The sequence below is a fragment of the Streptosporangium sp. NPDC000396 genome (assembly GCF_042898655.1).
Lineage (GTDB): Bacteria > Actinomycetota > Actinomycetes > Streptosporangiales > Streptosporangiaceae > Streptosporangium.
In genome coordinates this window covers 305,746-328,508 of the sequence record NZ_JBIAZA010000001.1, presented here as the reverse complement: position 1 = coordinate 328,508, position 22,763 = coordinate 305,746, and the positions used below count along the sequence as shown (strand labels likewise).

Genomic DNA, 22,763 nt, shown 5'->3' with positions numbered 1-22,763 from the left:
GGATCCCCGAAGACGTGAGGAGAGCCCCGTTGTCCATTCAGCCGATCCGCCTTTTCGGCGACCCGGTGCTGCGCACCCCAGCGGTGCCGGTGAAGGACTTCGACAAGGAGCTGCGCAAGCTCGTCAAAGACCTCACCGACACGATGATGGACGCCCCCGGGGCCGGACTGGCCGCGCCGCAGATCGGGGTGGGACTCCGCGTCTTCACCTACTACGTGGACGACCAGCTCGGCCACCTGATCAACCCCGACCTCGACCTCTCGGAGGAGAAGGACGAGGAGGGCGAGGAGGGCTGCCTGTCCTTCCCCGGCCTGTCGTTCCCCACGCCCCGGGCCATCCGGGCCGTGGCCAAGGGGTTCAACATGTACGGCGAGCCGGTCACCCTTGAGGGCACCGACCTGATGGCCCGCTGCTTCCAGCACGAGACCGACCATCTGGACGGGGTGCTGTTCATCGACCGGATGGACCCCAAGCAGCGCAAGCTCGCCATGAAGGAGATCCGCGAGGCCGAGTGGAGCGGGCTGTCGGCCCCCGCGTTCAAGTTCTCCCCGCACGCCACCCACGGGAAGGCTCTGTAGGAACCTTGCGCCTGGTCTTCGCCGGAACTCCGGACACCGCTCTGCCCTCGCTGCGGGCCATGCTCGACTCGCCGCGCCACGAGGTCGTCGCCGTCGTCACGCGGCCGGACGCCCACTCGGGCCGGGGCCGCAAGGTCCACCCGAGCCCCGTCGCCGAGCTCGCCGAGGAGGCGGGCATCGAGGTGCTCCGCCCGCAGAAGGCGGGTGACCCGGAGTTCCTGGAGCGGTTGCGGCAGATCGACCCCGACTGCTGTCCGGTGGTGGCGTACGGCGCGCTCCTGCCGCAGGCCGCCCTGGACATCCCGCGCCACGGCTGGGTCAACCTCCACTTCTCGCTGCTGCCCGCCTGGCGCGGTGCCGCCCCGGTGCAGTACGCCGTGCTGCACGGTGACGAGATCACCGGTGCGACCACTTTCCAGATCATCAAGGAGCTGGACGCGGGCCCGGTCTACGGCATGGTGACCGAGGAGATCCGGCCCGCCGACACCAGCGGCGACCTGCTCACCCGGCTGGCGGAGTCCGGCGCCGAGCTGCTGCTGGCGACCATGGACGGCATCGAGGACGGCAAGCTGGAGGCCGTGCCGCAGTCCGCCGACGGGGTGAGCCACACCTCGAAGATCAATGTGGATGACGCCAGAATCGACTGGTCCGCGCCCGCCATGCGGGTGGACCGGCTGATCCGCGCCTGCACCCCCGCCCCGGGCACGTGGACGGAGTTCCGCGGCCAGCGGGTCAAGGTCGGCCCCGTACGGCTCGCACCCGACGCCCCGGGGCTGGCCCCCGGACAGATCGCGGCGTCCAAGAACTCCGTCATGGTCGGCACGGCCACGCACCCGGTCGAGCTGGGTGAGGTCCAGCCCCAGGGCAAGCGCCTGATGAGCGCGGGAGAGTGGGCCCGTGGTGTGCGTCTCACAGACGAAGATCGGCTGGGTTAGGGATCATGGGTGATCGGGGGAGCGGCGGAGGTGCTCCGCGTGGAGGTCGTGGCGCCGGTGGCTCCGGCCACTCACGCGGCGGTCAGGCGGGTGCGCCCGGCGGCCGGGGTCAGGGGTCCGGCGGGGGCAGGCCCGGCGGGGGCCGAGGAGGCGGCAGGGGCCGCCGTGTCGTGCCCAAGCCGGTCCGCGACGAGGCGCGCAACGCCGCCTACGACCTGCTGCGCGCGGTGGACGAGCGAGACGCCTACGCCAACCTGCTGATGCCCGCGCTGCTGCGCGAGCGCCGCCTGTCGGGGCGTGACGCGGGCCTGGCCACCGAGCTCGCCTACGGCACCCTGCGTGGCCTCGGCACCTACGACGAGGTCATCGCCGCCTGCAGCGACCGGGCGCCCGAAGACCTGGACCCGCCGCTGCTCGACGTCATCCGCCTCGGCGTGCACCAGCTGCTCAAGACCCGGATTCCTCCGCACGCCGCCGTGGGAACGACCGTCGACCTGGCACGGCTGCGGGTGGGAACCGGCGCGTCGAAGTACGCCAACGCCGTGCTGCGCAAGGTCGCGACCCGCTCCATGGAGGAGTGGCTTCCGATCGTGGCCCCCGACCCCGCCGACGACCCGGTCGGCCATCTGGCCGTGGCGCACAGCCACCCCCGGTGGATCGTCACCGCGCTGCGCGACGCCGTGGGCGGCGACTTCGACGAGGCCGCCGCCCTGCTGGCCGCCGACAACGAGCGCCCCCGGGTCACCCTGGTCGCCCGTCCGGGCCGCGCGTCGGTCGAGGAGCTTCTCGCCTCCGGTGCCCAGCCCGCCGAATACTCCCCCTACGCGGCCTATCTGCCCGAGGGCGACCCGGGCTCCATCCGGGCCGTGGCCGAGGCGCGCGCCGCCGTCCAGGACGAGGCCAGCCAGCTCGTCGCCCTGGCCCTGACCCGCGTTCCGGTGACCGGCGGCGACTCGCGCTGGCTCGACCTGTGCGCGGGCCCCGGCGGCAAGGCGGGCCTGCTCGACGCCATCGCCACCCACGGCGACACGGCCGCCTTCGCCGACGCCGGGCCTGCTGACGCCCGGTCTGCCGATGCCGGGTCCGCTGACGCCCGGTCTGCTGACGCCCGGTCTGCTGACGCCCGGTCCGGCGCGCCCGGTCCGGTGCGCTTCCCCGGTGGGGCCAACCTCCTCGCCGCCGAGCTCCAGTATCACCGCGCCCGCCTGGTCCGGCAGGCCACCCGCCAGGCCGCGGTGATCACCGCTGACGGCACGGTCCCCGCCTGGCGGCCCGGGGTCTTCGACCGGGTCATGGTCGACGCCCCCTGCACCGGCCTGGGCGCGCTGCGCCGCCGCCCGGAAGCCCGCTGGCGGCGTGACCCCCGCAGCCTCCCCCAGCTGGGCAGGCTCCAGCGTGACCTGTTGTCCTCTGCCCTCGCGGCCGTCCGCCCCGGGGGAGTCGTCGCCTACGTGACCTGCTCGCCTCACCTGGCCGAGACCGTCACCGTGATCGGCGACGTCCTGCGCGACCGTGACGACGTGGAAACCCTCGACGCCCGTTCCTACCTCCCCGAGGTCGACGGCCTCGGGGAGGGCCCCTACGTCCAGTTCTGGCCCCACCGTCACGGCACCGACGCCATGTTCCTGGCCCTGCTGCGCCGCCGCTGAGCAGGCACCCGGAGCGTCCTCGGTGAGCCGCCGACGGGGGTGAAACCCAGGCCTCTCCGCTGGGCGGCCGCGTCTCCGGAGCGGCCGCCCGGACCAGCCAGGCACACGTCCGATAGGCGGCCGCGCCTCGGGGCGGCCGCCCGGACCAGCCAGGCAGGTGTCCGGTGTGTGGCCGCGTTCCCGGGACCGGACCCGGCTGTGGAAGCGCCCACCGGTGACGGACGGCCGGAGGCCGCACAATAGACTCGGCCGCATCATGGCCGTACAGATCTCGCCCAGCATCCTGTCCGCCGACTTCGCCCGCCTCGCAGAGGCGGCCGCGGCGGTCCCCAACGCCGACTGGCTGCACGTCGACGTCATGGACAACCACTTCGTGCCCAACCTGACGCTCGGGTTGCCTGTCGTGGAGTCCCTGCTCAAGGCAACCTCGACGCCGCTCGACTGCCATCTCATGATCGAAGACCCGGACCGCTGGGCCCCGGCTTACGCCGAGGCCGGGGCGGGCAGCGTGACCATCCACGCCGAGGCGGCCAAGGCGCCGGTCCGGACCCTGCGCCAGATCCGCGCGCTCGGCTCCCGCTCCGGCTTCGCGCTGAACCCGGCGACCCCCGTCGAACCGTACGAGGACCTGCTCGGCGATATCGACATGCTGCTGCTGATGACGGTCGAGCCCGGTTTCGGCGGGCAGAAGTTCCTCGACATGGTGCTGCCCAAGGTCCGCCGGGCCCGCACGCTGATCGACAAGCACGGCGGCCAGATCTGGCTGCAGGTGGACGGCGGGGTGTCGGACCAGACGATCGAGCGCTGCGCCGAGGCCGGGGCCGACGTCTTCGTGGCGGGTAACGCCGTCTACGGCGCCGACGACCCGGCCCGTGCGGTGGACGCCCTGCGGGCCCTGGCCGAGAAGTACTGATCTCTTCAGGGTGGGCCGCCCGCGCCGGTCACCCTTCGGGAGCGTTCTTCCGGCGTGCGTGAGACTTGTGGCGGCGCCGTTCGCATGACCGGTGCGGCGGCGCCAGGCCGGGTTTCGCGAGGCGGCGAACAGATGCCGGACCCCGTGCGGGCGGGCGTAGGCCGCCCGCCGGTCGAGAGCGCCCCGAGTTCGCGGCGTTGGCGGCCGATGGCGTCGGGGTCTCATCCCGGGCGTGGCACGGACGCGAGCAGCAGCCGTGTACAGGGATGTCGGGGCGCGGCGAGGAGATCCGCGACGGGCTGGTGTTCTATGGTTCGTCCCCGGTACATCACCAGGGCCTCGTCGCAGACGTAGCGGATGACCGCCAGGTCGTGCGTGTTCTTGCTCAATCGGTCGAGGCGAAGACCAGCCGTCCGTCGACATAGGTCCGGCGCACCCGGGTCTCGCCGATCTCTTCGGCCGGACGCTCGAACGGGTCCCGGTCCAGCACGACGAGGTCCGCGTACTTGCCCACCTCGACGGTCCCGGTGACGTCGTCGAGGTGGTTCACCCACGCGCTTCCAGCGGTGTACGCGGTGACGGCCTGAGCCAGCGTGAGCGCCTGCTCCGGGTAGAACGGTTCGCGCGGCTTGCCGGTGGCCGAGGCATTGGGCGCGTCCACGGGCACGGCCCGGTTGACGGCGACATGGATGCCCCACAGCGGGTTGGGGCTGCTCACCGACCAATCGCTGCCGGCGACCAGTCGCGCGCCGGCACGCTGAAGATCCCCGAACGGATACTGCAGGGCGGAGCGCTCGGGCCCGAGGAAGGGGATCGTCAGTTCGTCCATCTGCGGCTCGTGCGCGGCCCACAACGCCTGGATGTTCGCGGCGGCCCCCAGCTGAGCGAAGCGCCCGAGGTCGTCGGGGTGGACCACCTGCAGATGGGCCAGATGGTGGCGGTTGTCGTTGGTCCCGTTGGCCGCGCGGGCTGCGGCCAGCGCGTCGAGCGCCTCGCGGACCGCGCGGTCCCCCAGCGCGTGGAAATGGACCTGGAAGCCCGACCGGTCCAGCGCGCACACCGCCTCGGTCAGCAGCTGAGGAGCGACGAAGGTGAGCCCGGAGTTGCCGGTGGGGCAGCCGCAGCGGTCGAGGTAGGGCTCCAGCATGCTCGCGGTGAAGTTCTCCGCGATACCGTCCTGCATGATCTTCACCGTGGTGGCCTTGAACCGGCCCACCTGTCCGGTACGGCGGCGCTCCTCCAACTCGGGGAGCTGCTCCAGGCCGCGTTCGCGGTCCCACCACAGCGCGCCGACGACGCGGGCCTGGAGCGAGCCGTCGCCTGCCGCGCGCAGGTAGACGTCGAAGTTGTCGGGGTTGCCGGGGAAGGCGCCGATCATGGCGTCCTGCCAACTGGTCACCCCGAGCGAGAACAGGTGCTGCTGTGCCACGAGTAGACCGGCGTGCGCCTCGTCCGGTGTCGCGACGGGCACATGGACACCGACCAGGTCCATCGCCCCCTCGTGGAGGGTGCCGGCCGGGCTGCCGTCCGGCTCCCTCTCGATCCTTCCGTCCGCCGGGTCGGGGGTGTCCCGGTCGACGCCCGACAGCCGGAGCGCCAGCGAGTTCACCCAGGCCCCGTGGCCGTCCCGGTTGGTGAGCAGCACGGGCCGGTCCGGTACCACCACGTCGAGCATGGCGCGGGTCGGGGTGCCGTCGGGGAAGACGTCCATCGACCAGCCGCCGCCGCTGATCCAGGCCGCGTCGGGGTTGGCCTTGGCGTATTCGGCGATCACCGTGAGGTAGCCGTCGACGGAGCGCTGCCCGGACAGGTCGCAGCGCAGCATCTGGACGCCGGCCACCGCCGGGTGGACGTGGGCGTCCTGGAAACCGGGGACGAGCAGGCCGCCCGCGAGGTCGACCACCTCGCTGGCACCGTCCGTCAGCGAGCGAACCGACGTCTCATCGCCGACCGCAAGGATCCGGCCGCCGCCGGTCGCGACGGCGGCTTCGATCGGCTCCGACGAGGTGCCGGTGAAGACCCGGCCCCCCACGAAGACGATGTCGGCTCGCTGCCTGCTGTTTGCCATCGACGCATCCCTCGACTCGGCGGGCGGGCCCGCACGGCGTGTTGTTGAAGAGGAGTGAACGTCAGCGCATCGCTGTTGTCAACAGTGTTGCGCCATCTCGCTCTCACATCGATACACTGGTGACACCATGTCGAAACCACCCGTCACCCCCGCCCGAAGGAAGCGCGTCGGCACCCAGCTGACGCCCGACGCGATCATCGAAGCGAGCCTGTGCATCGCGGCCCGCGGCAGCGCGGACGCTTTCACGGTCCGACGCCTCGGCGAGGAGCTGGGCGCCGACCCGACCGCGATCTACCGACACTTCCGCGACAAGGACGAGCTGCTGCTGTCCGTCGCGGACCGGACCTTGGGCGAGGTGCTCGACAGCATCCCCGACGGCCTTGACTGGAAGGGGCGGCTGCGGGCGCTCGCCGCCGCCTCGCTGGCGGTCGCGCTCAAGTACCCGGTGGTCAGCTCGACCATGGCCAGCCGGACCACCAGGCGCGCCAACGAGTTCCGCATCGTCGAACTCATCCTCGGAGCCGTTACGGAGGCCGGACTCGACGGCGCGGAGGCGGCCGTCCACTACCGTATGGTCGGCGACTCGCTGCTGGCCTACGTCGGCCAGCGCGCCGCCTACCTGCTCTTCGATCCGGACGTCCGGGCCGGCGACGAATCCTCGTGGAGTCGTGAGTACCGGCTGGTCGACGCCCAAGGTTTCCCCAACATCACCCGCCTGAGCGCGCAGCTGGCCGAGGTGACGCACGACCAGATCTTCCACGCCAGGGTCGAGGCTCTGATCACCGCGATCGAGCGGCGAGCCGAGGCCGTTCGCGGGGCCTGACCCCGCGCGAGGCCACGGAGCACCGGGCACGGTATCGGCACACTCATTGCGCATCACTGTTGACAACAGCGATGCGCAAGGGTTTCACTCCCACCAACTCGGAAAAAGGCGTCGGGCATCAATGCCGCCGCTCGAGCCTGTCTGACCTGCCGTCAGCCGCGCGGGAGCATGCGCATTTCCCCTGCGGGACGGCCGCGAGGGAACCAGCTGCCACCATCCCGAGAAGAGGAACTCCGTGCACAACAACCCCCCCGGCCAGCGCTCAGCCCAGTCCCCGTCCAACTCCGTCAACCGAGCGGGCATCCCCGATCCGCTGCGCGCCGTGTTCTCCGCCCATGCCGAGGCGCGACGCCGCAGGATTCCCGTCGAAGAGGTCGTCGGTGAGCGCGCCGAACGCGTATTCAGTCGCCGCCAGGTCCTCGGCGCCGCGGGCGCGATCGCCGCCACCAGCCTGCCCGCAGGACTGCTCGCCCCATCCCGGGCCGCCGCGGCGACCGCGCCCCGCATCGTGATCATCGGGGCGGGCCTCGCGGGGCTCCGCTGCGCCCACCGGCTGTGGACTCAGAGCAAGCCGGTCGCCGCAACGGTCTATGAGGCGGACACCAGCCACGTCGGCGGCCGTTGCTGGTCCTTGCGCGGCTTCTTCGACAATGGCCAGGTCAGCGAGCACGGCGGGTCCTTCATCAGCTCGTCCGACTCCGAGATCCTCAACCTGGCGACCAGCTTGGGCCTCAAGCGCGAGTTCGCGAACGGTGGGGAACTCACCTCCGGCGACTACACCGCCTGGGTCAACAGCACCGTGTACAACGGCACCCAGCAGCAGGCCGACTGGGTCGCCGAGGCGTACGACGCCTTCCATGCCTCATATCAGGCCATGGGTACGCCGCGGTACAACAGCTACACCGCCGAGGCATACCGGCTCGACCAACTGTCCTGCCTGGACTATCTCGCCGAGATCGGCCTCTCCTCCGGCTCGCCGCTCGGTCAGCTGATCCAGTCCATCCAGCTACAGTCGGGCGGTGAACCCGCCGAGTCCTCCGCGCTGGGCATGATCGGTTTCCTCGGCGCGTCCTCCACCTTCGTCGGCGCGCGCGGCTTCGACGAGAAGTACCACATCGTCGGCGGCAACGACCAGCTCGTCAGCGGGATGATCGGACAGCTTCCAGCCGGGACCGTTCGGCAGGGGTACGAGCTCATAGCCCTGTGCCAGAACGGCGACGGCAGCTACACCTGCACCTTCAACCACTCCGGCAGCACAGTCTCCGTCCCGGCAGACCACGTGGTGCTGGCCCTGCCGTTCAGCACACTCCGCAACGTCGATCTCTCCCGAGCCAACCTGTCCGCGCTGAAGCTCAAGGCGATCACGCAGCAGGGGATCGGCCAGAACGCGAAGCTCGTCACCCAGCTCTCGAAGAAGACCTGGCCCGCACTCGGGTACAACGGCGTCACCAACACCGGGCCACTCGGCTATCAGACGGCCTGGGACGGCTCGGTCCCCTCAGGCGCGAACGGAGCACCGGCCCTGCTCGTCAACTTCCCCGGCGGGAACACCGCCCGCGACGCTCTCACCGGAGCGGCGCACGGCCCGGCGCCGACCGCCGACGTGAACTCCTTCCTCTCCCAGATCGAGCACCTCTACCCGGGCACCACGGCCGCCTACACCGGCAAGGCGTACGAGGATCGCTGGTCCCTCGACCCCCGGCACTTCGGTGCCTACCACTACTACAAGGTCGGTCAGTACACCTCGATCGCCGGATACGAAGCGGTCCAGGAAGGCCGCATCCACTTCGCCGGTGAACACACCGACGTCGACAACTCCACCCTGAACGCCGCGGTGGCCTCCGGACTTCGGGTAGCGAGCGAGATCAACAGCCAGATTTGAGTCGAGCCAGGTCAGGGGCGCGGGGCGGGGTCCAGCACCACGTCCCCGCCGTGAACGGTCGGCTGCTGGGGGAAGTGGCAGGCGGTCAGGCGCGCCGCTACCGCCGGAGGAAGGGTGGAGCGCACAGGGCGGCGATGACGGTCGCCCCCGCGAGCAGGCCGGCGGTCAACGCCCCGCGGACGCCCGTGAAGCCCGCCACGAAGCCTCCGGCGGCCGCGCCCACGGCGGTCCCGAGATCCAGCACCAGAGCCGCGGACGCGATGGATCTCGCCAGTGCTCGACGGGGCACCGAGGAGGCGACGGAGGACATCATCAAGACCACGTAGACGGCGCCGCCGAAGCTGCCGACCAGTTCGTACGCCAGGCACCCGGCCGCGGCGCCCCAGCCCGGCCGGGCGGCGGGCAGCGCGCAGAGCGCCCCCAATGCCAGGGCGCCGGAGAGGGCGGCGCCCTGCCCGCGCCCGAACCTGGACTCCAGGAACGGCGCCGCGACCGCGCCCAGCAGGCCTCCGACCGCGCCGACACCGAGCACGCCCGCGTACACGTTCGCCGGCAGGCCGAGCTCGCGGATGGCGTAAACCGGCAGCAGCGCGAGGGCCATGCCGTTGACCAGGCTCACGACGCCGCCACTGAGCACGAACGTTCGCGAACCACGGCCGAACACGACAAGGAAACCCCGGACGCCCCCCACGGGAGAGACGTCCGGGCCGCCGTCCCGCGGTCGAGAGGCGCCCCGGCCACGGAACGGCAGCGTGAGGGCGATGGAGATCAGGTAACTCGAGGCGTCGGCGACCAAGACGAGGGGCATGCTCAGCAGTTGGATGAGCACGCCGGCCAGCCCCGGACCGGCGATGCCGGCCGCGCTGCCGATGAAGCTGATCGCGCTGTTCGCCTTCGTCACCTGGTCCGGCGCTATCAAGTCGAACATGAACGGCCCGGAGAATGATCCGTAGGCACCCGCGAGCAGGGCCGACAGCGCGGTCAGGACGGTGAGCCGGCCCATTGTGAGGATGCCCGTGGCGGCGAGCACGGGAATCGCTCCGACGGTGACCGCCAAGGCCGCGTCGATGGTGATCATCGCCCTCACCCGCATGCCCGTGCGTTCGGCCACGAGGGCGGTCACCGTACGGCCGGCCGTCAGGCACGAGAAGGAGGCGGAGACGAGCAGGGCCACCTCGCCCGGTGTGGCGCGAAGCCAGACGGCGGCGATGAGCGGAACGGTCGCCGTCGTCATCGCGGAGCCCAGGTGTGACTGGGCCCGGGCGATGAGGAACCTCAGAAAGCCCGGGTTCCCGAGCAGCCCCCGGGAGGGAGGCGACTCCGCTCCGCCGGCTCCCCGGGACGTCATCCTTCCGGGTTCGCGAGAAACGCGCACTGCTCGAAGCTCAGCGAACAGCAGTCGCCGTCGATGTCCTCGTCGTTGACCCCGTCGGGATGAGGGGTGCCGTCGTCCACCGGCTGCGACAGGTCGATGGTCTCCCCGAGCCATTCGGTGGAGCTGATCGTCCCGCCCTGGGCGATGAGATCCAGATGGATGTCGCAGAAGTAGTCGACCAGGTTGACGGGCTGGTTGTGCTGGCCGAAACCGAGATGCACGCCTGGGACCCGCTCGTTTATGTGGGAGTTCATGGCGACAAGGCGGTTCACCCCGGCGTTCGTGCCGAATCCGAGTTCCCCGACCCGCCGCGCGTTCGGAACACTCCAGCACAGCTCGATGAGGCGGCTCACCTGCGGGTCCGCGCAGTGATAGTCGACCGCCTCGTTGTCCGAGACGTCCACGGTGACGGGGCTGCGGGCCAGTCGCGCGTCGATCTCCGTGTAGATGTTGGCGTTGAAGGCCGCATCGGCGACCAGACGGCCGTTGATCCGCGCGGGGTAGGTCGCCACCTCTCCCGCAGGCAGGACGAGGAAGGACCCCTTACGCAGTTTCCCGCGGTTGCTGGTCCAGGTGTACCGGTCGTGATCGAATTCGATCTCCAGATACGTGCCGAGTTCGGTCGACACGGTGATCCGTTTGCTCGACCGCAGGCGCGAGAGGATCGAGGCGTTGTACCCGGACAGCTCGTCCGGTGTGGCGTTCATCCCGATGGCGAAGAAGTCGGCCCCGCCGCCGATGATGCGGGCGACGTCGCAGCGTTCCCTGCCGATCCGGTTCTGGAGATCACGCAGCACTGCGAAGTGGGACATGCTGTGGCGTTCGATCGTGAGCACGACGAACCGGCCCGTCCCCACCGCGGCCGGATGCAGTGCCTCGTCCAGCCGGGCGGGCAGTTCGTCGTCCTCTATGGGGGCCATGGCGACGATCGTCGGATGGACGCCCCGCTCGGCGGCGACCGTCGCCACCCAGGCGGCCGGTTCCCGGCAGTCCGGCGTGTAGAGGATCGCCAGGCGGTCGCCGCCGGACAGATGCAGATAGGAGTCGAGGAGCGTCGACACGCCGGACCATATGTCCTCGCGAACTTCAGCGGGCATGAAAACCTCTTGTCATCGGAAACCGAATCGGCTCGGAAGGGGCTTGAAGACGGCGGCGCGACTCGGTGCCCACCGACGTCCACGGCGCTGTCCGGGGGGCCTTCGCGGAAATGAACGGACCGCCGAACCGGAAACGTCGCCGGAATGAGCGGGCGTGCGGAGGCGAACGGGTCACCCGCCGCCACGCCGCCTGTGAAATAAACGCCTGTGAAATAAACGCGAACGAGAGTTGTTCCGTTGATGCGGTTTTTCGTTGGCGGAGTTCGCCGTGGCGGGACGCCACCGTCAGCCGGGACGATCCCGCGAGCGGGGCGGCGCGGCCGGTCGAACTCCGCGCCGTCCCACCCGGCCTGGGTCAGTGCTCCACGGCTGGATGGCCCGTGCCCCACATGATGTTGTACGTCATGCGGCTCACCCCTCCGTTGAGGACGTCGTAGGGGAACGCGTCGTATGAGGCCATCTCCGGGCTCTCCGCCGCGGACATTTCCGTGAGGATTCGATAGAGCTCGGCTGAGCGATCGGTCGCGAGATCCATTGTTTCTCCTTTTCTTGTTCCTTGCCCTCGAAAGGCTTCCCGGGAATGTGTATTCGCGTCAAGGGGTTGAGGGTTGATTTCGGTCCGAGAATTTATCGATTCATTTCCGCGGGGTGGTCGAATGTTTTCTCGCTTTTCGTGGCCGATCCCGGCGAAGAACGAACTGGAGCGATCGGCCATGACGTCGACGGATCTCCCTTCGCGGCCATGAGAGCGATCGTCGCTCTGGGACGGCCGAGTCGGCCTGTGACCACGTGCGGGCGGCCGGAAAGCGGAGGAGAGCGGGCGCCCGCCGAACTCTGGCGGGCCACACCTTCTCCAGTGCTGAAAGAGTGTCGCTGATGCGCGATGAATTTTTGTTCCCTCCTTTTCGGGGACGAGGCGGGCGAATTCTTCCTCCAGGGAAATGAGGTCCCCGGTCAAGGGGATGTTTTTCCGGAGGTTTTCTTCGGATATGCGGATCAGGCGTCGCTCGGTTCGCGGACGAGCGCGATCAGATCGTCCATCGCCACCACGATCAAAGTAAGGACGACGCCGCAGAGCACCGATATGACCATCCCGGCCGGATGTAGATCGGGAGCCACCTCCAGCCCGACGATTCCCACGCCGCAGGCGACGCCGAGAATCGCATTCCTTGCAACATGCCGCAGGCCGAACGGGGCCTCCTCGCGGCCGAAGCAGAGACAGCGCATCCGCCGCCCCCGGCCGATTTCGATGAGGATCACCAGCTCGAAAACGATGAGGAGGCCCAGCGCCATCAGGAAGCCGGCGGTGGCCAGGCCCCGTGAGGCGATCCACCCGACGGTCAGGAGGGCCACGGTCCCCCCTTCGCTCAGCAGGAGGGCGACGGTCAGCAGCCGGGCACGTCGCCCGGAGACATGGAACAGCGGTTCCAATGTGCGAGCGAACCCCGAGAAGCCGCGGAGCTTTCCCACCAGCGACATGCCGAACACGCCGACCAGCAACGTCACGAAGCACGCGGACAGATAACCGGTCATGATCCCAGCCGCCTGATCACCACCGCCGCCATGCTCTCCACCGGAATGAACCCGAGCTGCCGTGAATCCATGCTGTGCGCCGGGTTGTCACCCAGAATGAGCGCGTATCCCTCGGGCACCACCTCGCCCGGGAGTATGACCTGCCTTGTAGGCCTGACATCGCACCGCATCCCGTCGGGCACGACATCGCCCTCGACGGCGACGACACGCTTGACCAGCCAGCTCATCCTCCCTTGCGGGCGTGGATGCCGAAGGAGCACGACCTGGCCCACCTGGAGAGGCTCCTGCGGCTTGCGCCGATGCGCGAGTAAGCGCTCACCGGCACGGTAGGTGGGCAACATGCTCGTTCCGGAGACCTCGGCGATGACCATGCGCCGTTGCAGATACACGGTGCACAGGGCCAGGGAGAGCGCCGCCAGCCCGGCGGCCAACAGGATGATCATCGGGCGGCCGTCTCCTGATAGCCGGAGGCCTGAAGGTTGAAAAGCCGCGCGTAGATTCCGCCCGAGCCCATCAGCTCGGCATGGTCTCCCCGCTCGGCTATGACGCCGTCGTCGAGCACCACGAGGATGTCCGCGTCGCGGACGGCGCTCAGCCGGTGGGAGATCAGGACGCTCGTCCGTCCCCGGCGGAGGTTTCGCAGGCTGGAGTGGATCTCGTGTTCGGCCTCCGCGTCCAGGCCCGAACTCGGCTCGTCCAGAATGAGCAGGTCCCTGTCGTCCCGGAGCAGCCCCCGCGCGATCGCGACCCGTTGCGCCTGCCCGCCCGAGAGCATCACGCCCTCGGTGTCGTCGGCCGCCAGGAAGAAACGCGTGATCAGGGTGTCGTATCCCTGGGGGAGGGCGCTCAGCGCCTGATGGATGCCCGCCCGCTCGGCGGACTCCTCTATCGCCTCACGGTCTTCGAGTTTGGCGAGGTCTCCCAGGCCGATGTTCTCGGCGGCAGAAAGGTCGTATTGCATGAAGTCCTGGAAGACCGCGCTGATCCGTGACCGCAGCAGGCCGGGATCGATGTCCCGGAGGTCCACGCCGTCCCAGAGGATGCTTCCTTCGGTCGGATCGTAGAACCTGCAGAGCAGCTTGACGAGCGTGCTCTTCCCCGATCCGTTCGCACCGACGAGCCCCACGCTTTTGCCGAGCGGGATGGTCAGGTTGACACCGCGGAGAACCCATGGGTGATCCGGCCCATATCGGAACCACACGTTTTTGAGCTCGATCCGCCCCAGCGTGGTCGGCAGGCTCCGTACACCGGCCGGAGGGGCCGCCGGAATGGCGACGATCTCCTGGTAGTGCGCGAAGAGCGAGAGCTGCTGGGACGTGGACGCGATCAGCGACACCAGGACGGTGAGGCCTCCCTGCGCGCCGGCGACGGCGGCGACGAACATGGCGACGTCTCCGACCGTCAGGCGGCCGTTGAGCGCCTGCATCGCCGCCCATACCAGCCCGCCTCCGGACACCAGGGCCGAGAGGACGCCCGGACCGAACTGGACTTTCAGCGTCCTGCGATCGATCCGGCGTTTCTCGTCGTCGATCGCCCGGCGCTCGTCAAGCATTCGCGTGTGGAAGAAATCTCCCAGGCCGAACAGCCGCACCTCCTTGGCGGCGGTCGCGCTGGAGATCAGCTGGCTGTAGGCCATCTCCCGTCTCTCGCTGGGACTCATCCGCCAGATCGTGAGGGCGCGGCGCTTGGACAGCGCTATTTCCGCTGCCAGCGTCGGGACGGCTCCCAGCACCATGGCCATGGCCATGACGGGATTGATGACGAGCAGGGAGACGAGGAAGCCGCCGATGGTGAGAACACCGGCCGCCAGTCCGAGCATGGCTTGGAACACCTGGCTCGGCGTGGTCCCGCCGGTCTGCGCGGCGATGCGGAGCCGATCGATGAATGTCGGGTCTTCGAATTTCGACAGCCCCGATATCTTGTTGACGGCGCGATAGATGGTGTCCTGGGCGAAGAGGCTTGTTCTTCTGGCGAGTTCCGCGTCGCAGTAACGCCGGGTGGCGGAGCATGCGGCCGTCAGCAATCCCAGCAGCGCGAGCGTCGCCGCGAGCAGGATCACCGTTGCCGGGTCGGCTTTGCGACTCAGGTGATCGAGGAGGAACTTGGTCAGCCAGGCCGTGGAGATCGGTATGAGTGCCGAGACCATGGCGATGCCGACGATCGCCGTGGCCCAGCCCGATGCCGAGCGCCACGCCAGCAGGGCGGCCGGCAGAAGGTTACGGAAAGATCCCAGGGCGCGCTGCCGGTATCGAGTCTTTTTCCCCATGGGATCACGCGGGGACGTTCTCGTTGATTTCGGGGAGGCCGAGTCGCTCGACCTTTCCGCCCGCGACGGTCACGAATGTGGGCGTGCTCTTCACCTTGAAGGCCGTCGCGGTCGGTCCCAGGACGGATTCGACGACCACGTCGGTCACCGACTCGAGTTGCGGGAGATTGTCGATCGAGTGCTTGTCCGCCGCCAGCATCACCGTGAGGGTGGAGACGCCGGGATCCCTCGCGTACTCGATGAAGCGCGGCATGATCTCCTTGCACGGCCCGCAGCCTGGTGCGAAGAATGCGACGACGGTGCCGTCCTGAATGGTGTTCTCCGTCACCTTCTCGTCCTTGGTGGTCAGTGCCGAGAACTGATCTATCTTGTCCCCTACGCCGGGCCCTGGAATCGGCCGGGAAGGGACGGACTGCTGCCGGACGCGCCGGATCACTCCGAGGAGAAGGACGAGATTGAAGACGCAGAGCACGCCGAGAAGAGCCGTTGCCGCTGCCAGGTAAGGCATTTCGAGGTCTCCATGCACAGGACGGTGGATCGGAGGAAAGGGGCTCCACCGGTTCTGGAGGCATGCGAGGCCCCTCAGAACCGATGGAGCGTCGACGGACCGGTCGCCTAGGGCGGGCGGAGTCCGTTCACGAAGCGTCTCCTAGCAGGTCCAGTGGCACGTACCGCCGGCACCGTCCTGCACCAGGCAGCAGCGGTAGAGGCAGGGCATGCAACCGTCGGCTCCGCAACCCGAAACGCATTCACAGATGTGCGGGCATCCCGCTTCTGCGGTCGAGCTGGGGAGGAAGAGGGAAAGAAGTTTGTCGCTCATTTTCTGAACTGCGCGAACCATTCTGACGGTTTCCTTTCTTCAGATGCCGGTTTCGCTCCGCTCTGCGGGCGTGAAGAACGAAAACGGCTTTGTCGAGCCGGCCTGCCTGAAGCGGGCGGCAAGGCGGTTTCCGCAGGGTGTGCTTCGACCTGGGACCCAGGGTCTACGACTGGCGCCTCTCCTCTCCAGCTGATTCAGGCTGGCTTGAACAACGACATTCGGGGAGAATTCCCCAGGGCGACAAGTTACGGGGGAGAGCATGGTTTACCGCATTCACTTCACCAGCCAGGACCTCGCCCGTACCCGGGTGGCCGAGGCGCCGATGCCATTGTCAGAACTGCAACTGGCGATACGAACGGTGCAGAGCGGCGGCCAATCGGCATGGCTGGACGGCTGGCGGCAACGGGTTCTGCCCCGGCTGCCCCAGCACGCGCGCATGGTGCTGTCTCTGATCCCCACGACCGGCTGGGCACCGACCTTCCTCAGCCCCGCGCGGGCCGGTACGCCACAGGAGCTGTTTGAGCGGGTCAGGGCGACACCATCCACAACAGTGAGCGCGCAACTGGCCTACATCGCGCACCAGCAGGCCCTGCCCGCCTGGGCCGGCCACCTGGGCGACGACGCGCAGCTGCGCGGGCACCTCTACGACGGGCTCGAGTGCCTGTACGCCCAGCTGCTGAGCCCGTACTGGCAGCGGCTGGCCACCTGTTTCACCGCCGATCGCGCCGTTCGGACGCGGCACCTGCTCGCCGGTGGGGTCGAGCGTCTGCTCACGTTGGCCAACCCCCGGTGGATGCGCTGGGACCCGCCGGTGCTGGAGGTGCAGACGGTCACCGATCTCGACCGCGATCTGTACCTGGAGGGGCAGGGCATCCTGCTGACGCCGTCCCTCTTCGCCACCCGGTCCGTGGTCACCATGCCCTGCCCGTCCGATGCCGATGCCACCTGCCGGCCGCAGCCCACCGTCACCTACCCGGTCGGCCAGACCCGGCCGCTCGACCGATTGACCGCCCTGGTGCCCGAGCAGGTGCCGGACTCGATGGCGGCCCTGGCCGCGCTGCTGGGCACCACCCGCGCGGCCGTGTTGAACGCCATCGCCGAACATCCCGGCTGCACGACCAGAGAGCTCGCCAGGTTGGCCGGCACCACGTCGCCGGGCGCCAGCCAGCACGCCGCGGTTCTGCGGCAGGCCGGGCTCGTTCTCACCACCCGGTACCGCAACACCGCGCTCCACAGCACCACCCCCCTCGGCATCGCCTTACTGAACAGCCCGAACGGCATGCCGCAGAGTTGACGCGTCCGATCTCCTCCTCGCCGCCGGCTGGGCCGTCCGGCGCCGTGGCGATTCCCGCGCTGATGATGCGCACCGTCGGTGGCGACACGGAGCCGTTCCGGTGATGTCATGGTCCTGATACGTGTCGTTCCGGGCTAATGGGGTAACCAGTCACTTACAAGGGAGGTGGCCCGTGGACCACGGACTGTTCGGGCCGGGCTCGGTGACCTGGCGGGTGATGGGGGAGCCGATCCTGTTGGTGGGGGGCTTCCGGGCGTTGCTCATGCAGGGGCTGCATCCCCGGGCGATGCGGGGGGTCGCGCAGAACTCCGCGTTGATGGACCCGTCCGAGGCGTGGTCGCGTTTCACGCGCACCACCGAGTTCGTCCGCGTGCGCACCTACGGCACGAGTGCCGAGGTCGCCCGCGCCGGCGCCCGGGTCAGGAAGATCCACTCGCGGCTCACCGCGTTCGACCCCGACACCGGGGAGCGGTTCCGCCTCGACGATCCCGACGCGTTGCGCTGGGTCCACGTCGGGGAGGTCGATTCCTATCTTTCGGTCGCCCGGCGGGCCGGGGTGGGCCTGACGGAGGAGGACGCCGACCGGTTCGTGGCCGAGTGGCGGCGCGCCGCCGAGGTCGTCGGCCTGTGCCCGGACGACGTGCCCGGCTCGGTCGGCGAGATGCGCGACTACATCGAGAGCTGCCGTCCCGGCCTCTATCTCGCCCCCGAGGTGCCCCACCCGCTCCGCCAGTCCCTCAACGCGCCGCTGCCGCCGTACCTCATCCCGCTCAAACCGGTGCTTCCCATGCTCACCGTGCTGGCCTTCGCCACCCTGCCGCGCTGGGCGCGGAGGCTGTACGGCCTGCCCGCGACGCCACTCGGGGACCTGTGGGCGACGACCACGCTGAGAACCCTGCAGGCCGGGATCAGCCTGGTCCCCGCACCGGTCCGGTACGGCCCCGACGCGCGCAGGGCGCGAAAGGTGACGGCTGAGCTGACAGTCGGGCGGGCCGCGTGACTTGACCAAGCGCTCGCTTGGTTCATATGCTGAAGGGGTGTTCCGTTCGGTTTGTCTTGCATGGCACACTGATGTATGGGGAGCGAGCCGGATGCGGTGAGCGACCCACCAAGTGAAAGCAGCGTGCTCCGGGGTCGGTGAAAGTCCGAACCGGCGGTTACAGTCCGCGACCCGGTCGAATCCATCGACCGGTTGACCCGGTGAAATTCCGGGACCGACGGTTAAAGTCCGGATGGGAGGAAGCGCGCGAGCGGAGAGTGTCTTCGGGCACCCTCTGCTGAAGAGGGTGCACGCACCTGTGATCCCCCGGGGCCCGCCGTGGCAAGAAGCTACTGGCGAGTAGGAGGCCCTGGGTGACGGATCGGGTGCACATGCGCCGGGCGATCGAGCTCGCCGCGCACGGGCGCGGCACCACCAGCCCCAACCCCGTCGTCGGCTGCGTCGTTCTCGACGCCTCCGGCCAGGTCGCGGGAGAGGGCTTCCACGCCTACGCCGGCGGCCCGCACGCCGAGGTGGTCGCACTACGCGCCGCCGGAGAACGGGCCAGGGGCGGCACCGCGTACGTGACCCTCGAACCCTGCGCCCACACCGGCCGCACCGGCCCCTGCACGGACGCCCTGCTGGAGGCCGGGATCGCCCGCGTCGTCGTCGCGGTGAGCGACCCCAACCCCACGGCGGCCGGAGGCGCCGACCGGCTCAGGCGGCACGGCGTCGCCGTCGAGACCGGCGTGCTCGCCGAGGAGGCCGAGCGGGGCAACGCCGAGTGGCTGACCTTCGTCCGGCTCGGCCGGCCGCACGTCACCTGGAAGTACGCCGCGACGCTGGACGGCCGCTCGGCCGCCGCGGACGGCACCAGCCAGTGGATCACCTCACCCGAGTCCCGCGCCGACGTGCACCGCCTGCGCGGCGAGGTCGACGCGATCGTCGCGGGCATCGGCACCGTCCTCGCCGACGACCCCCGCCTCACCGTCCGCCGTCCCCCCGCGGACGCCTCGCCGGCCGGAGACGATCCCCGTCTCGCCGTCCGCGACCCTGCCGACGGTCCCCGTCTCGCCGTCCGTGACTCCGCCGGCGGTCACCCGCCTTCCGCGGCCCCCGCCGTGAGGCCCCCGCTCCGCGTGATCGTGGACAGCGACGCCCGCACCCCGCTCACCGCCCGGGTCCTGGACGACCAGGCGCCGACGCTGGTGGCGGTCGCCGCCGACGCCGACGCCGGTGCGCTCGCCGGCAGGACCGAGGTGGTACGGCTGCCGCGGCGGAAGCCGTACGGCGTCGACCTGGCCGCGCTCCTGGCCGAGTTGCACCGCCGCCAGATCGTCAGCGTGCTGCTGGAAGGCGGCCCGACCCTCGCGGGCTCGTTCCTGAACGAGGGCCTGATCGACCGGGTCGTCGGCTACCTCGCCCCGGCGCTGCTGGGCGGGGGAGCCGCCGCGCTCGGCCCGGCGGGCGTCACCACGATCGCCGAGACCCACCGCCTGGAATTCGAGGATGTCACCCCCACCGGCCCGGACCTGCGACTGACCGCCCGGCCGATACCTGTGAAGGAGCTGTGAGTGTTTACCGGAATCGTTGAGGAACTGGGCGAGATCGCGGAGATCGAGCCATTGCATGAGGCGGCCCGGATGTCGATCCGCGGCAAGGTCGTCACCGCCGACGCCAGGCACGGCGACTCGATCGCCGTCAACGGCGTCTGCCTGACCGTTGTGGATGTGAACGACGAGGTTTTCACCGCCGACGTGATGAAGGAGACCTTGGACCGCAGTTGCCTCGGGGCGCTGAGGCCCGGCTCCCCGGTCAACCTTGAGCGTGCGGTCCGCGCCGACCAGCGACTGGGCGGCCACATCGTCCAGGGTCACGTGGACGGGACCGGCGTGCTGCTTTCGCGGGAGCCCGACGAGCACTGGGAGATCGTCAGGATCTCGCTCCCGGCCGAGCTGAACCGCTACGTGGTCGAGAAGGGCTCGATCGCGGTGGACGGCGTCAGCCTGACCGTGGCCGGTGTGGACGGCGAGGGGTTCGCCGTCAGCCTGATCCCGACCACCCTGCGGCTCACCACCCTCGGCGCGAAGCAGCCGGGCGACCCGGTGAACCTCGAGGTCGACGTGATCGCCAAGCACGTCGAGAAGCTCGTCGGCGCCTACGTTCCGGGGGCCGGGTCGTGAACTGGGCTCAGGTGGGATTCGAGGTCTTCGGCACCAAGGTTCTGTGGACCGACCTGATCGGAAACGTGGCGGCCCTGGCCACCGTGCTGCTGGCGATCCGCAAGTCGGTCTGGACCTGGCCGGTGCAGCTCACCGGCTCCGTGCTGCTGTTCGTCGCCTCCATCGGGGCGCACATCACCGGCAACGCGCTCAAGCAGGTCATGTTCGCCGGGCTGGCCGTCTACGGCTGGTGGAAGTGGTCGCGCGGCACCCAGAACGGCCAGGAGCTGGCCGTGCGCCCCGCGACGAGCCGCGAACGGCTCACGCTGGTCGGAGTCATGGTCGTGGGCACGATCGCGGTCGGCGTCCTCTTCTTCGTCACCAAGCTCTCCTGGGGCGCGCTCGTCCCGCCGCCCAAGGGCTACCTGCTGGTCGCCGCCGACGCCTACATCTTCGTCGGCAGCGCGGTCGCCACCTGGGCCCAGGGCCGGGCGCTGGTCGACTTCTGGCTGATCTGGGTGGCGGTGGACCTGGTCGGCGTGCCGCTGGCCTTCAGCTCGGGGCTCGTCGTCTCCGGGGCGGTGTACGGGGTGTTCTTCCTGCTCGTCCTGGTCGGATTCTTCAACTGGCTCAGGGAGTACCGCTCCCGGGCCGTGCTCGTCCCCAAGGAGGCGGTGTGATCAAGCTGGATCCGATCGAGCGGGCGATCGCTGACATTCGCGAGGGCAAGCCCGTGGTGGTCGTGGACGACGAGAACCGCGAGAACGAAGGTGACATCATCTTCGCCGCCTCCAAGGCCACGGCGCAGCTGCTCGCCTTCACCATCCGGCACACCAGCGGCGTGATCTGCGTGTCGATGCGCGGTGAGGACCTCGACAGGCTCGGCCTGCCGCTGATGGTGAACGACAACAAGGAACGCCTCCGCACCGCCTACACGATCAGTGTGGACGCCCGCGACGGCGTGACCACCGGCATCTCGGCCTCGGACCGGGCCAAGACCATCCGCACCCTGTGCGACTCGGCGACCGAGCCGTTCGAGCTGGTACGGCCCGGCCACGTGTTCCCGCTCCGCTACCGCGACGGCGGCGTGCTGGTCCGGCGCGGCCACACCGAGGCTGCCGTGGACCTGGCCAGGCTCGCCGGGCTGAGCCCGGCGGGGGCGCTCGCCGAGGTCGTCAACGACGACGGGAGCATGAAGCGGCTGCCGGAGCTGCGCGAGTTCTGCGACGAGCACGACCTGGCGCTGGTCTCGATCGAGCAGCTCGTGGAGTTCCGGCGGCGGACCGAGCAGATGGTGACCCGGGCCGCCGAGACGCGCCTGCCGAACAAGCACGGCATGTGGCGTGCCTACGGCTACGTGAGCGCGCTGGACGGGGGCGAGCACCTGGCCCTGGTCTACGGTGACCTGGAAGACGGGGAGAACATCCTGGTCCGGGCGCACTCCGAGTGCCTGACCGGGGACGTGCTCGGGTCGCTGCGGTGCGACTGCGGGGTGCAGCTGGAGCACGCGATGGCGGAGATCGCCGCTGAGGGCCGGGGCGTGGTCGTCTACCTGCGCGGGCACGAGGGACGCGGAATCGGGCTGATGGCCAAGCTCAAGGCCTACAGCCTGCAGGACAACGGCAGCGACACCGTGGACGCCAACCTGGAGCTCGGGCTGCCGGTGGACGCCCGGGAGTTCTCCAACGCCGGGCAGATCCTCGCCGACCTCGGCGTCAAGTCGGTCCGGTTGCTGACCAACAACCCGGCCAAGCTGCGGGGTATGGACGGATACGGCATCAAGGTGCTCGGCCGCGAGCCGATGCCGGTGGCGATCAACCCCCACAACGAGAAATACCTGACGGCCAAGCGTGACCGCCTGGGTCACGCCATCGAGGAGGAGAACACATGAGCGGTGACGGACGCCCAACGGCCGAGGCCGTCGAGGCCGGAGGACTGACCGTCGGCATCGTGGCCGCCCGCTGGCACGAGAAGATCACCGACCAGCTCGTGGCCCGGGCCGTACAGGCCAGCCAGGACAGCGGCGCCACCGCGACCGTGGTCCGCGTGGCCGGGTCCCTGGAGATCCCGGTCGTGGCCCAGGCCCTGGCCAGGCGGTGCGACGCGGTCGTCGCCCTGGGAGCCGTGATCCGCGGGGAGACCGCCCACTTCGACTACGTCTGCGACTCGGTGACCTCGGGTCTGACCAGGGTCTCCCTCGACGAGCGGACTCCGGTCGGCAACGGCGTGCTGACCTGCGACTCCCTCGACCAGGCCCTCGACAGGTCGGGGCTGCCCGGCAGTCACGAGGACAAGGGCTACGAGGCCACCGTCGCAGCCCTGGAGACCGCTCTGCTGCTGCGGGACCTCCAGGGTTAGGGGAGCGCGGGGCTTCGATCCTTCCGGTCGC

At 69.6% G+C, this 22,763-nt stretch carries 22 protein-coding genes and 1 riboswitch; of the genes, 13 read left to right on the top strand and 9 right to left on the bottom strand.

Translation table 11 applies throughout. The features are described 5' to 3' along the window. Positions 1 to 29: 29 nt before the first annotated feature. From def to rpe, 4 genes are all read left to right on the top strand, one after another. Complete coding sequence (gene def / locus ACFY2X_RS01450) at positions 30 to 578, top strand: peptide deformylase (RefSeq protein WP_389930828.1); 549 nt, start codon at positions 30 to 32, stop codon at positions 576 to 578. A 5-nt stretch (positions 579 to 583) separates the two neighbouring features. After that, a complete protein-coding gene (gene fmt, locus ACFY2X_RS01445; protein ID WP_389930826.1) occupies positions 584 to 1,513 on the top strand; it encodes a methionyl-tRNA formyltransferase in 930 nt (309 codons plus the stop codon). A 5-nt stretch (positions 1,514 to 1,518) separates the two neighbouring features. Then, complete coding sequence (locus ACFY2X_RS01440) at positions 1,519 to 3,162, top strand: RsmB/NOP family class I SAM-dependent RNA methyltransferase (RefSeq protein ID WP_389930823.1); 1,644 nt, start codon at positions 1,519 to 1,521, stop codon at positions 3,160 to 3,162. A 256-nt stretch (positions 3,163 to 3,418) separates the two neighbouring features. After that, positions 3,419 to 4,075, top strand: coding sequence for a ribulose-phosphate 3-epimerase (gene rpe, locus ACFY2X_RS01435; RefSeq protein WP_389930820.1), 657 nt, complete (start codon positions 3,419 to 3,421; stop codon positions 4,073 to 4,075). Positions 4,076 to 4,296: 221 nt separating this feature from the next. On the opposite strand, the gene ACFY2X_RS01430 is transcribed toward rpe, so the two are convergent. Continuing rightward, complete coding sequence (locus ACFY2X_RS01430; protein ID WP_389930818.1) at positions 4,297 to 4,464, bottom strand: hypothetical protein; 168 nt, start codon at positions 4,462 to 4,464, stop codon at positions 4,297 to 4,299. Next, a complete protein-coding gene (locus tag ACFY2X_RS01425) occupies positions 4,461 to 6,143 on the bottom strand; it encodes an amidohydrolase (RefSeq protein ID WP_389930816.1) in 1,683 nt (560 codons plus the stop codon). The genes ACFY2X_RS01430 and ACFY2X_RS01425 overlap by 4 nt, the downstream gene beginning before the upstream one ends. 127 nt (positions 6,144 to 6,270) lie before the next feature. Here ACFY2X_RS01425 and ACFY2X_RS01420 point away from each other — a divergent pair, with 127 nt between their 5' ends. Next, positions 6,271 to 6,966: a TetR/AcrR family transcriptional regulator gene (locus tag ACFY2X_RS01420; protein ID WP_389930814.1), complete on the top strand. Its 696-nt coding sequence runs from the start codon at positions 6,271 to 6,273 to the stop codon at positions 6,964 to 6,966. Between the two features lie 235 nt (positions 6,967 to 7,201). Continuing rightward, entirely contained in the window at positions 7,202 to 8,848 is a 1,647-nt protein-coding gene (locus tag ACFY2X_RS01415; protein ID WP_389930811.1) for a flavin monoamine oxidase family protein, read from the top strand. A gap of 97 nt (positions 8,849 to 8,945) precedes the next feature. On the opposite strand, the gene ACFY2X_RS01410 is transcribed toward ACFY2X_RS01415, so the two are convergent. The 7 genes from ACFY2X_RS01410 to ACFY2X_RS01380 all read right to left on the bottom strand — a co-directional run bounded on the left by ACFY2X_RS01410 (position 8,946) and on the right by ACFY2X_RS01380 (position 15,627). Beyond that, positions 8,946 to 10,196 (bottom strand): MFS transporter, encoded by a 1,251-nt coding sequence (locus ACFY2X_RS01410; protein WP_389930809.1) that lies wholly within the window; start codon positions 10,194 to 10,196, stop codon positions 8,946 to 8,948. After that, entirely contained in the window at positions 10,193 to 11,320 is a 1,128-nt protein-coding gene (locus ACFY2X_RS01405) for a hypothetical protein (RefSeq protein WP_389930807.1), read from the bottom strand. Before ACFY2X_RS01405 ends, ACFY2X_RS01410 begins: the two co-directional genes overlap by 4 nt. Positions 11,321 to 11,675: 355 nt before the next feature. Next, positions 11,676 to 11,855 carry a hypothetical protein gene (locus ACFY2X_RS01400; RefSeq protein WP_389930805.1) on the bottom strand — a complete coding sequence of 60 codons (180 nt, stop codon included), beginning with the start codon at positions 11,853 to 11,855 and terminating at the stop codon, positions 11,676 to 11,678. Positions 11,856 to 12,316: 461 nt separating this feature from the next. Continuing rightward, on the bottom strand, positions 12,317 to 12,853 hold the full coding sequence (locus ACFY2X_RS01395) for a MauE/DoxX family redox-associated membrane protein (RefSeq protein ID WP_389930803.1): 537 nt from the start codon (positions 12,851 to 12,853) through the stop codon (positions 12,317 to 12,319). After that, positions 12,850 to 13,296 carry a S26 family signal peptidase gene (locus ACFY2X_RS01390; protein ID WP_389930801.1) on the bottom strand — a complete coding sequence of 149 codons (447 nt, stop codon included), beginning with the start codon at positions 13,294 to 13,296 and terminating at the stop codon, positions 12,850 to 12,852. The genes ACFY2X_RS01395 and ACFY2X_RS01390 overlap by 4 nt, the downstream gene beginning before the upstream one ends. Next, positions 13,293 to 15,119 carry an ABC transporter ATP-binding protein gene (locus ACFY2X_RS01385; protein WP_389930799.1) on the bottom strand — a complete coding sequence of 609 codons (1,827 nt, stop codon included), beginning with the start codon at positions 15,117 to 15,119 and terminating at the stop codon, positions 13,293 to 13,295. The genes ACFY2X_RS01390 and ACFY2X_RS01385 overlap by 4 nt, the downstream gene beginning before the upstream one ends. 4 nt (positions 15,120 to 15,123) lie before the next feature. Continuing rightward, complete coding sequence (locus ACFY2X_RS01380; protein ID WP_389930797.1) at positions 15,124 to 15,627, bottom strand: thioredoxin family protein; 504 nt, start codon at positions 15,625 to 15,627, stop codon at positions 15,124 to 15,126. 571 nt (positions 15,628 to 16,198) lie between these two features. On the opposite strand from ACFY2X_RS01380, the gene ACFY2X_RS01375 reads away from it, so the two are divergent. The 7 genes from ACFY2X_RS01375 to ribH all read left to right on the top strand — a co-directional run bounded on the left by ACFY2X_RS01375 (position 16,199) and on the right by ribH (position 22,732). Beyond that, the gene (locus ACFY2X_RS01375) at positions 16,199 to 17,233 is read left to right on the top strand and encodes a winged helix-turn-helix domain-containing protein (RefSeq protein WP_389930795.1); all 1,035 of its coding nucleotides are present in this window, start codon (positions 16,199 to 16,201) and stop codon (positions 17,231 to 17,233) included. A 172-nt stretch (positions 17,234 to 17,405) separates the two neighbouring features. Then, the gene (locus tag ACFY2X_RS01370; protein ID WP_389930793.1) at positions 17,406 to 18,233 is read left to right on the top strand and encodes an oxygenase MpaB family protein; all 828 of its coding nucleotides are present in this window, start codon (positions 17,406 to 17,408) and stop codon (positions 18,231 to 18,233) included. Positions 18,234 to 18,352: 119 nt separating this feature from the next. Continuing rightward, positions 18,353 to 18,483, top strand: a riboswitch (FMN riboswitch). Positions 18,484 to 18,586: 103 nt separating this feature from the next. Further along, on the top strand, positions 18,587 to 19,786 hold the full coding sequence (ribD, locus tag ACFY2X_RS01365) for a bifunctional diaminohydroxyphosphoribosylaminopyrimidine deaminase/5-amino-6-(5-phosphoribosylamino)uracil reductase RibD (RefSeq protein ID WP_389930792.1): 1,200 nt from the start codon (positions 18,587 to 18,589) through the stop codon (positions 19,784 to 19,786). Continuing rightward, entirely contained in the window at positions 19,787 to 20,395 is a 609-nt protein-coding gene (locus tag ACFY2X_RS01360; protein ID WP_389930790.1) for a riboflavin synthase, read from the top strand. Further along, positions 20,392 to 21,054, top strand: coding sequence for a nicotinamide riboside transporter PnuC (locus ACFY2X_RS01355; RefSeq protein WP_389930788.1), 663 nt, complete (start codon positions 20,392 to 20,394; stop codon positions 21,052 to 21,054). Before ACFY2X_RS01360 ends, ACFY2X_RS01355 begins: the two co-directional genes overlap by 4 nt. Then, the gene (locus ACFY2X_RS01350) at positions 21,051 to 22,265 is read left to right on the top strand and encodes a bifunctional 3,4-dihydroxy-2-butanone-4-phosphate synthase/GTP cyclohydrolase II (RefSeq protein ID WP_389930786.1); all 1,215 of its coding nucleotides are present in this window, start codon (positions 21,051 to 21,053) and stop codon (positions 22,263 to 22,265) included. Before ACFY2X_RS01355 ends, ACFY2X_RS01350 begins: the two co-directional genes overlap by 4 nt. Next, positions 22,262 to 22,732, top strand: a complete 471-nt coding sequence (ribH, locus tag ACFY2X_RS01345) for a 6,7-dimethyl-8-ribityllumazine synthase (RefSeq protein ID WP_389930784.1) — start codon at positions 22,262 to 22,264, stop codon at positions 22,730 to 22,732. The genes ACFY2X_RS01350 and ribH overlap by 4 nt, the downstream gene beginning before the upstream one ends. Positions 22,733 to 22,763: the final 31 nt, after the last annotated feature.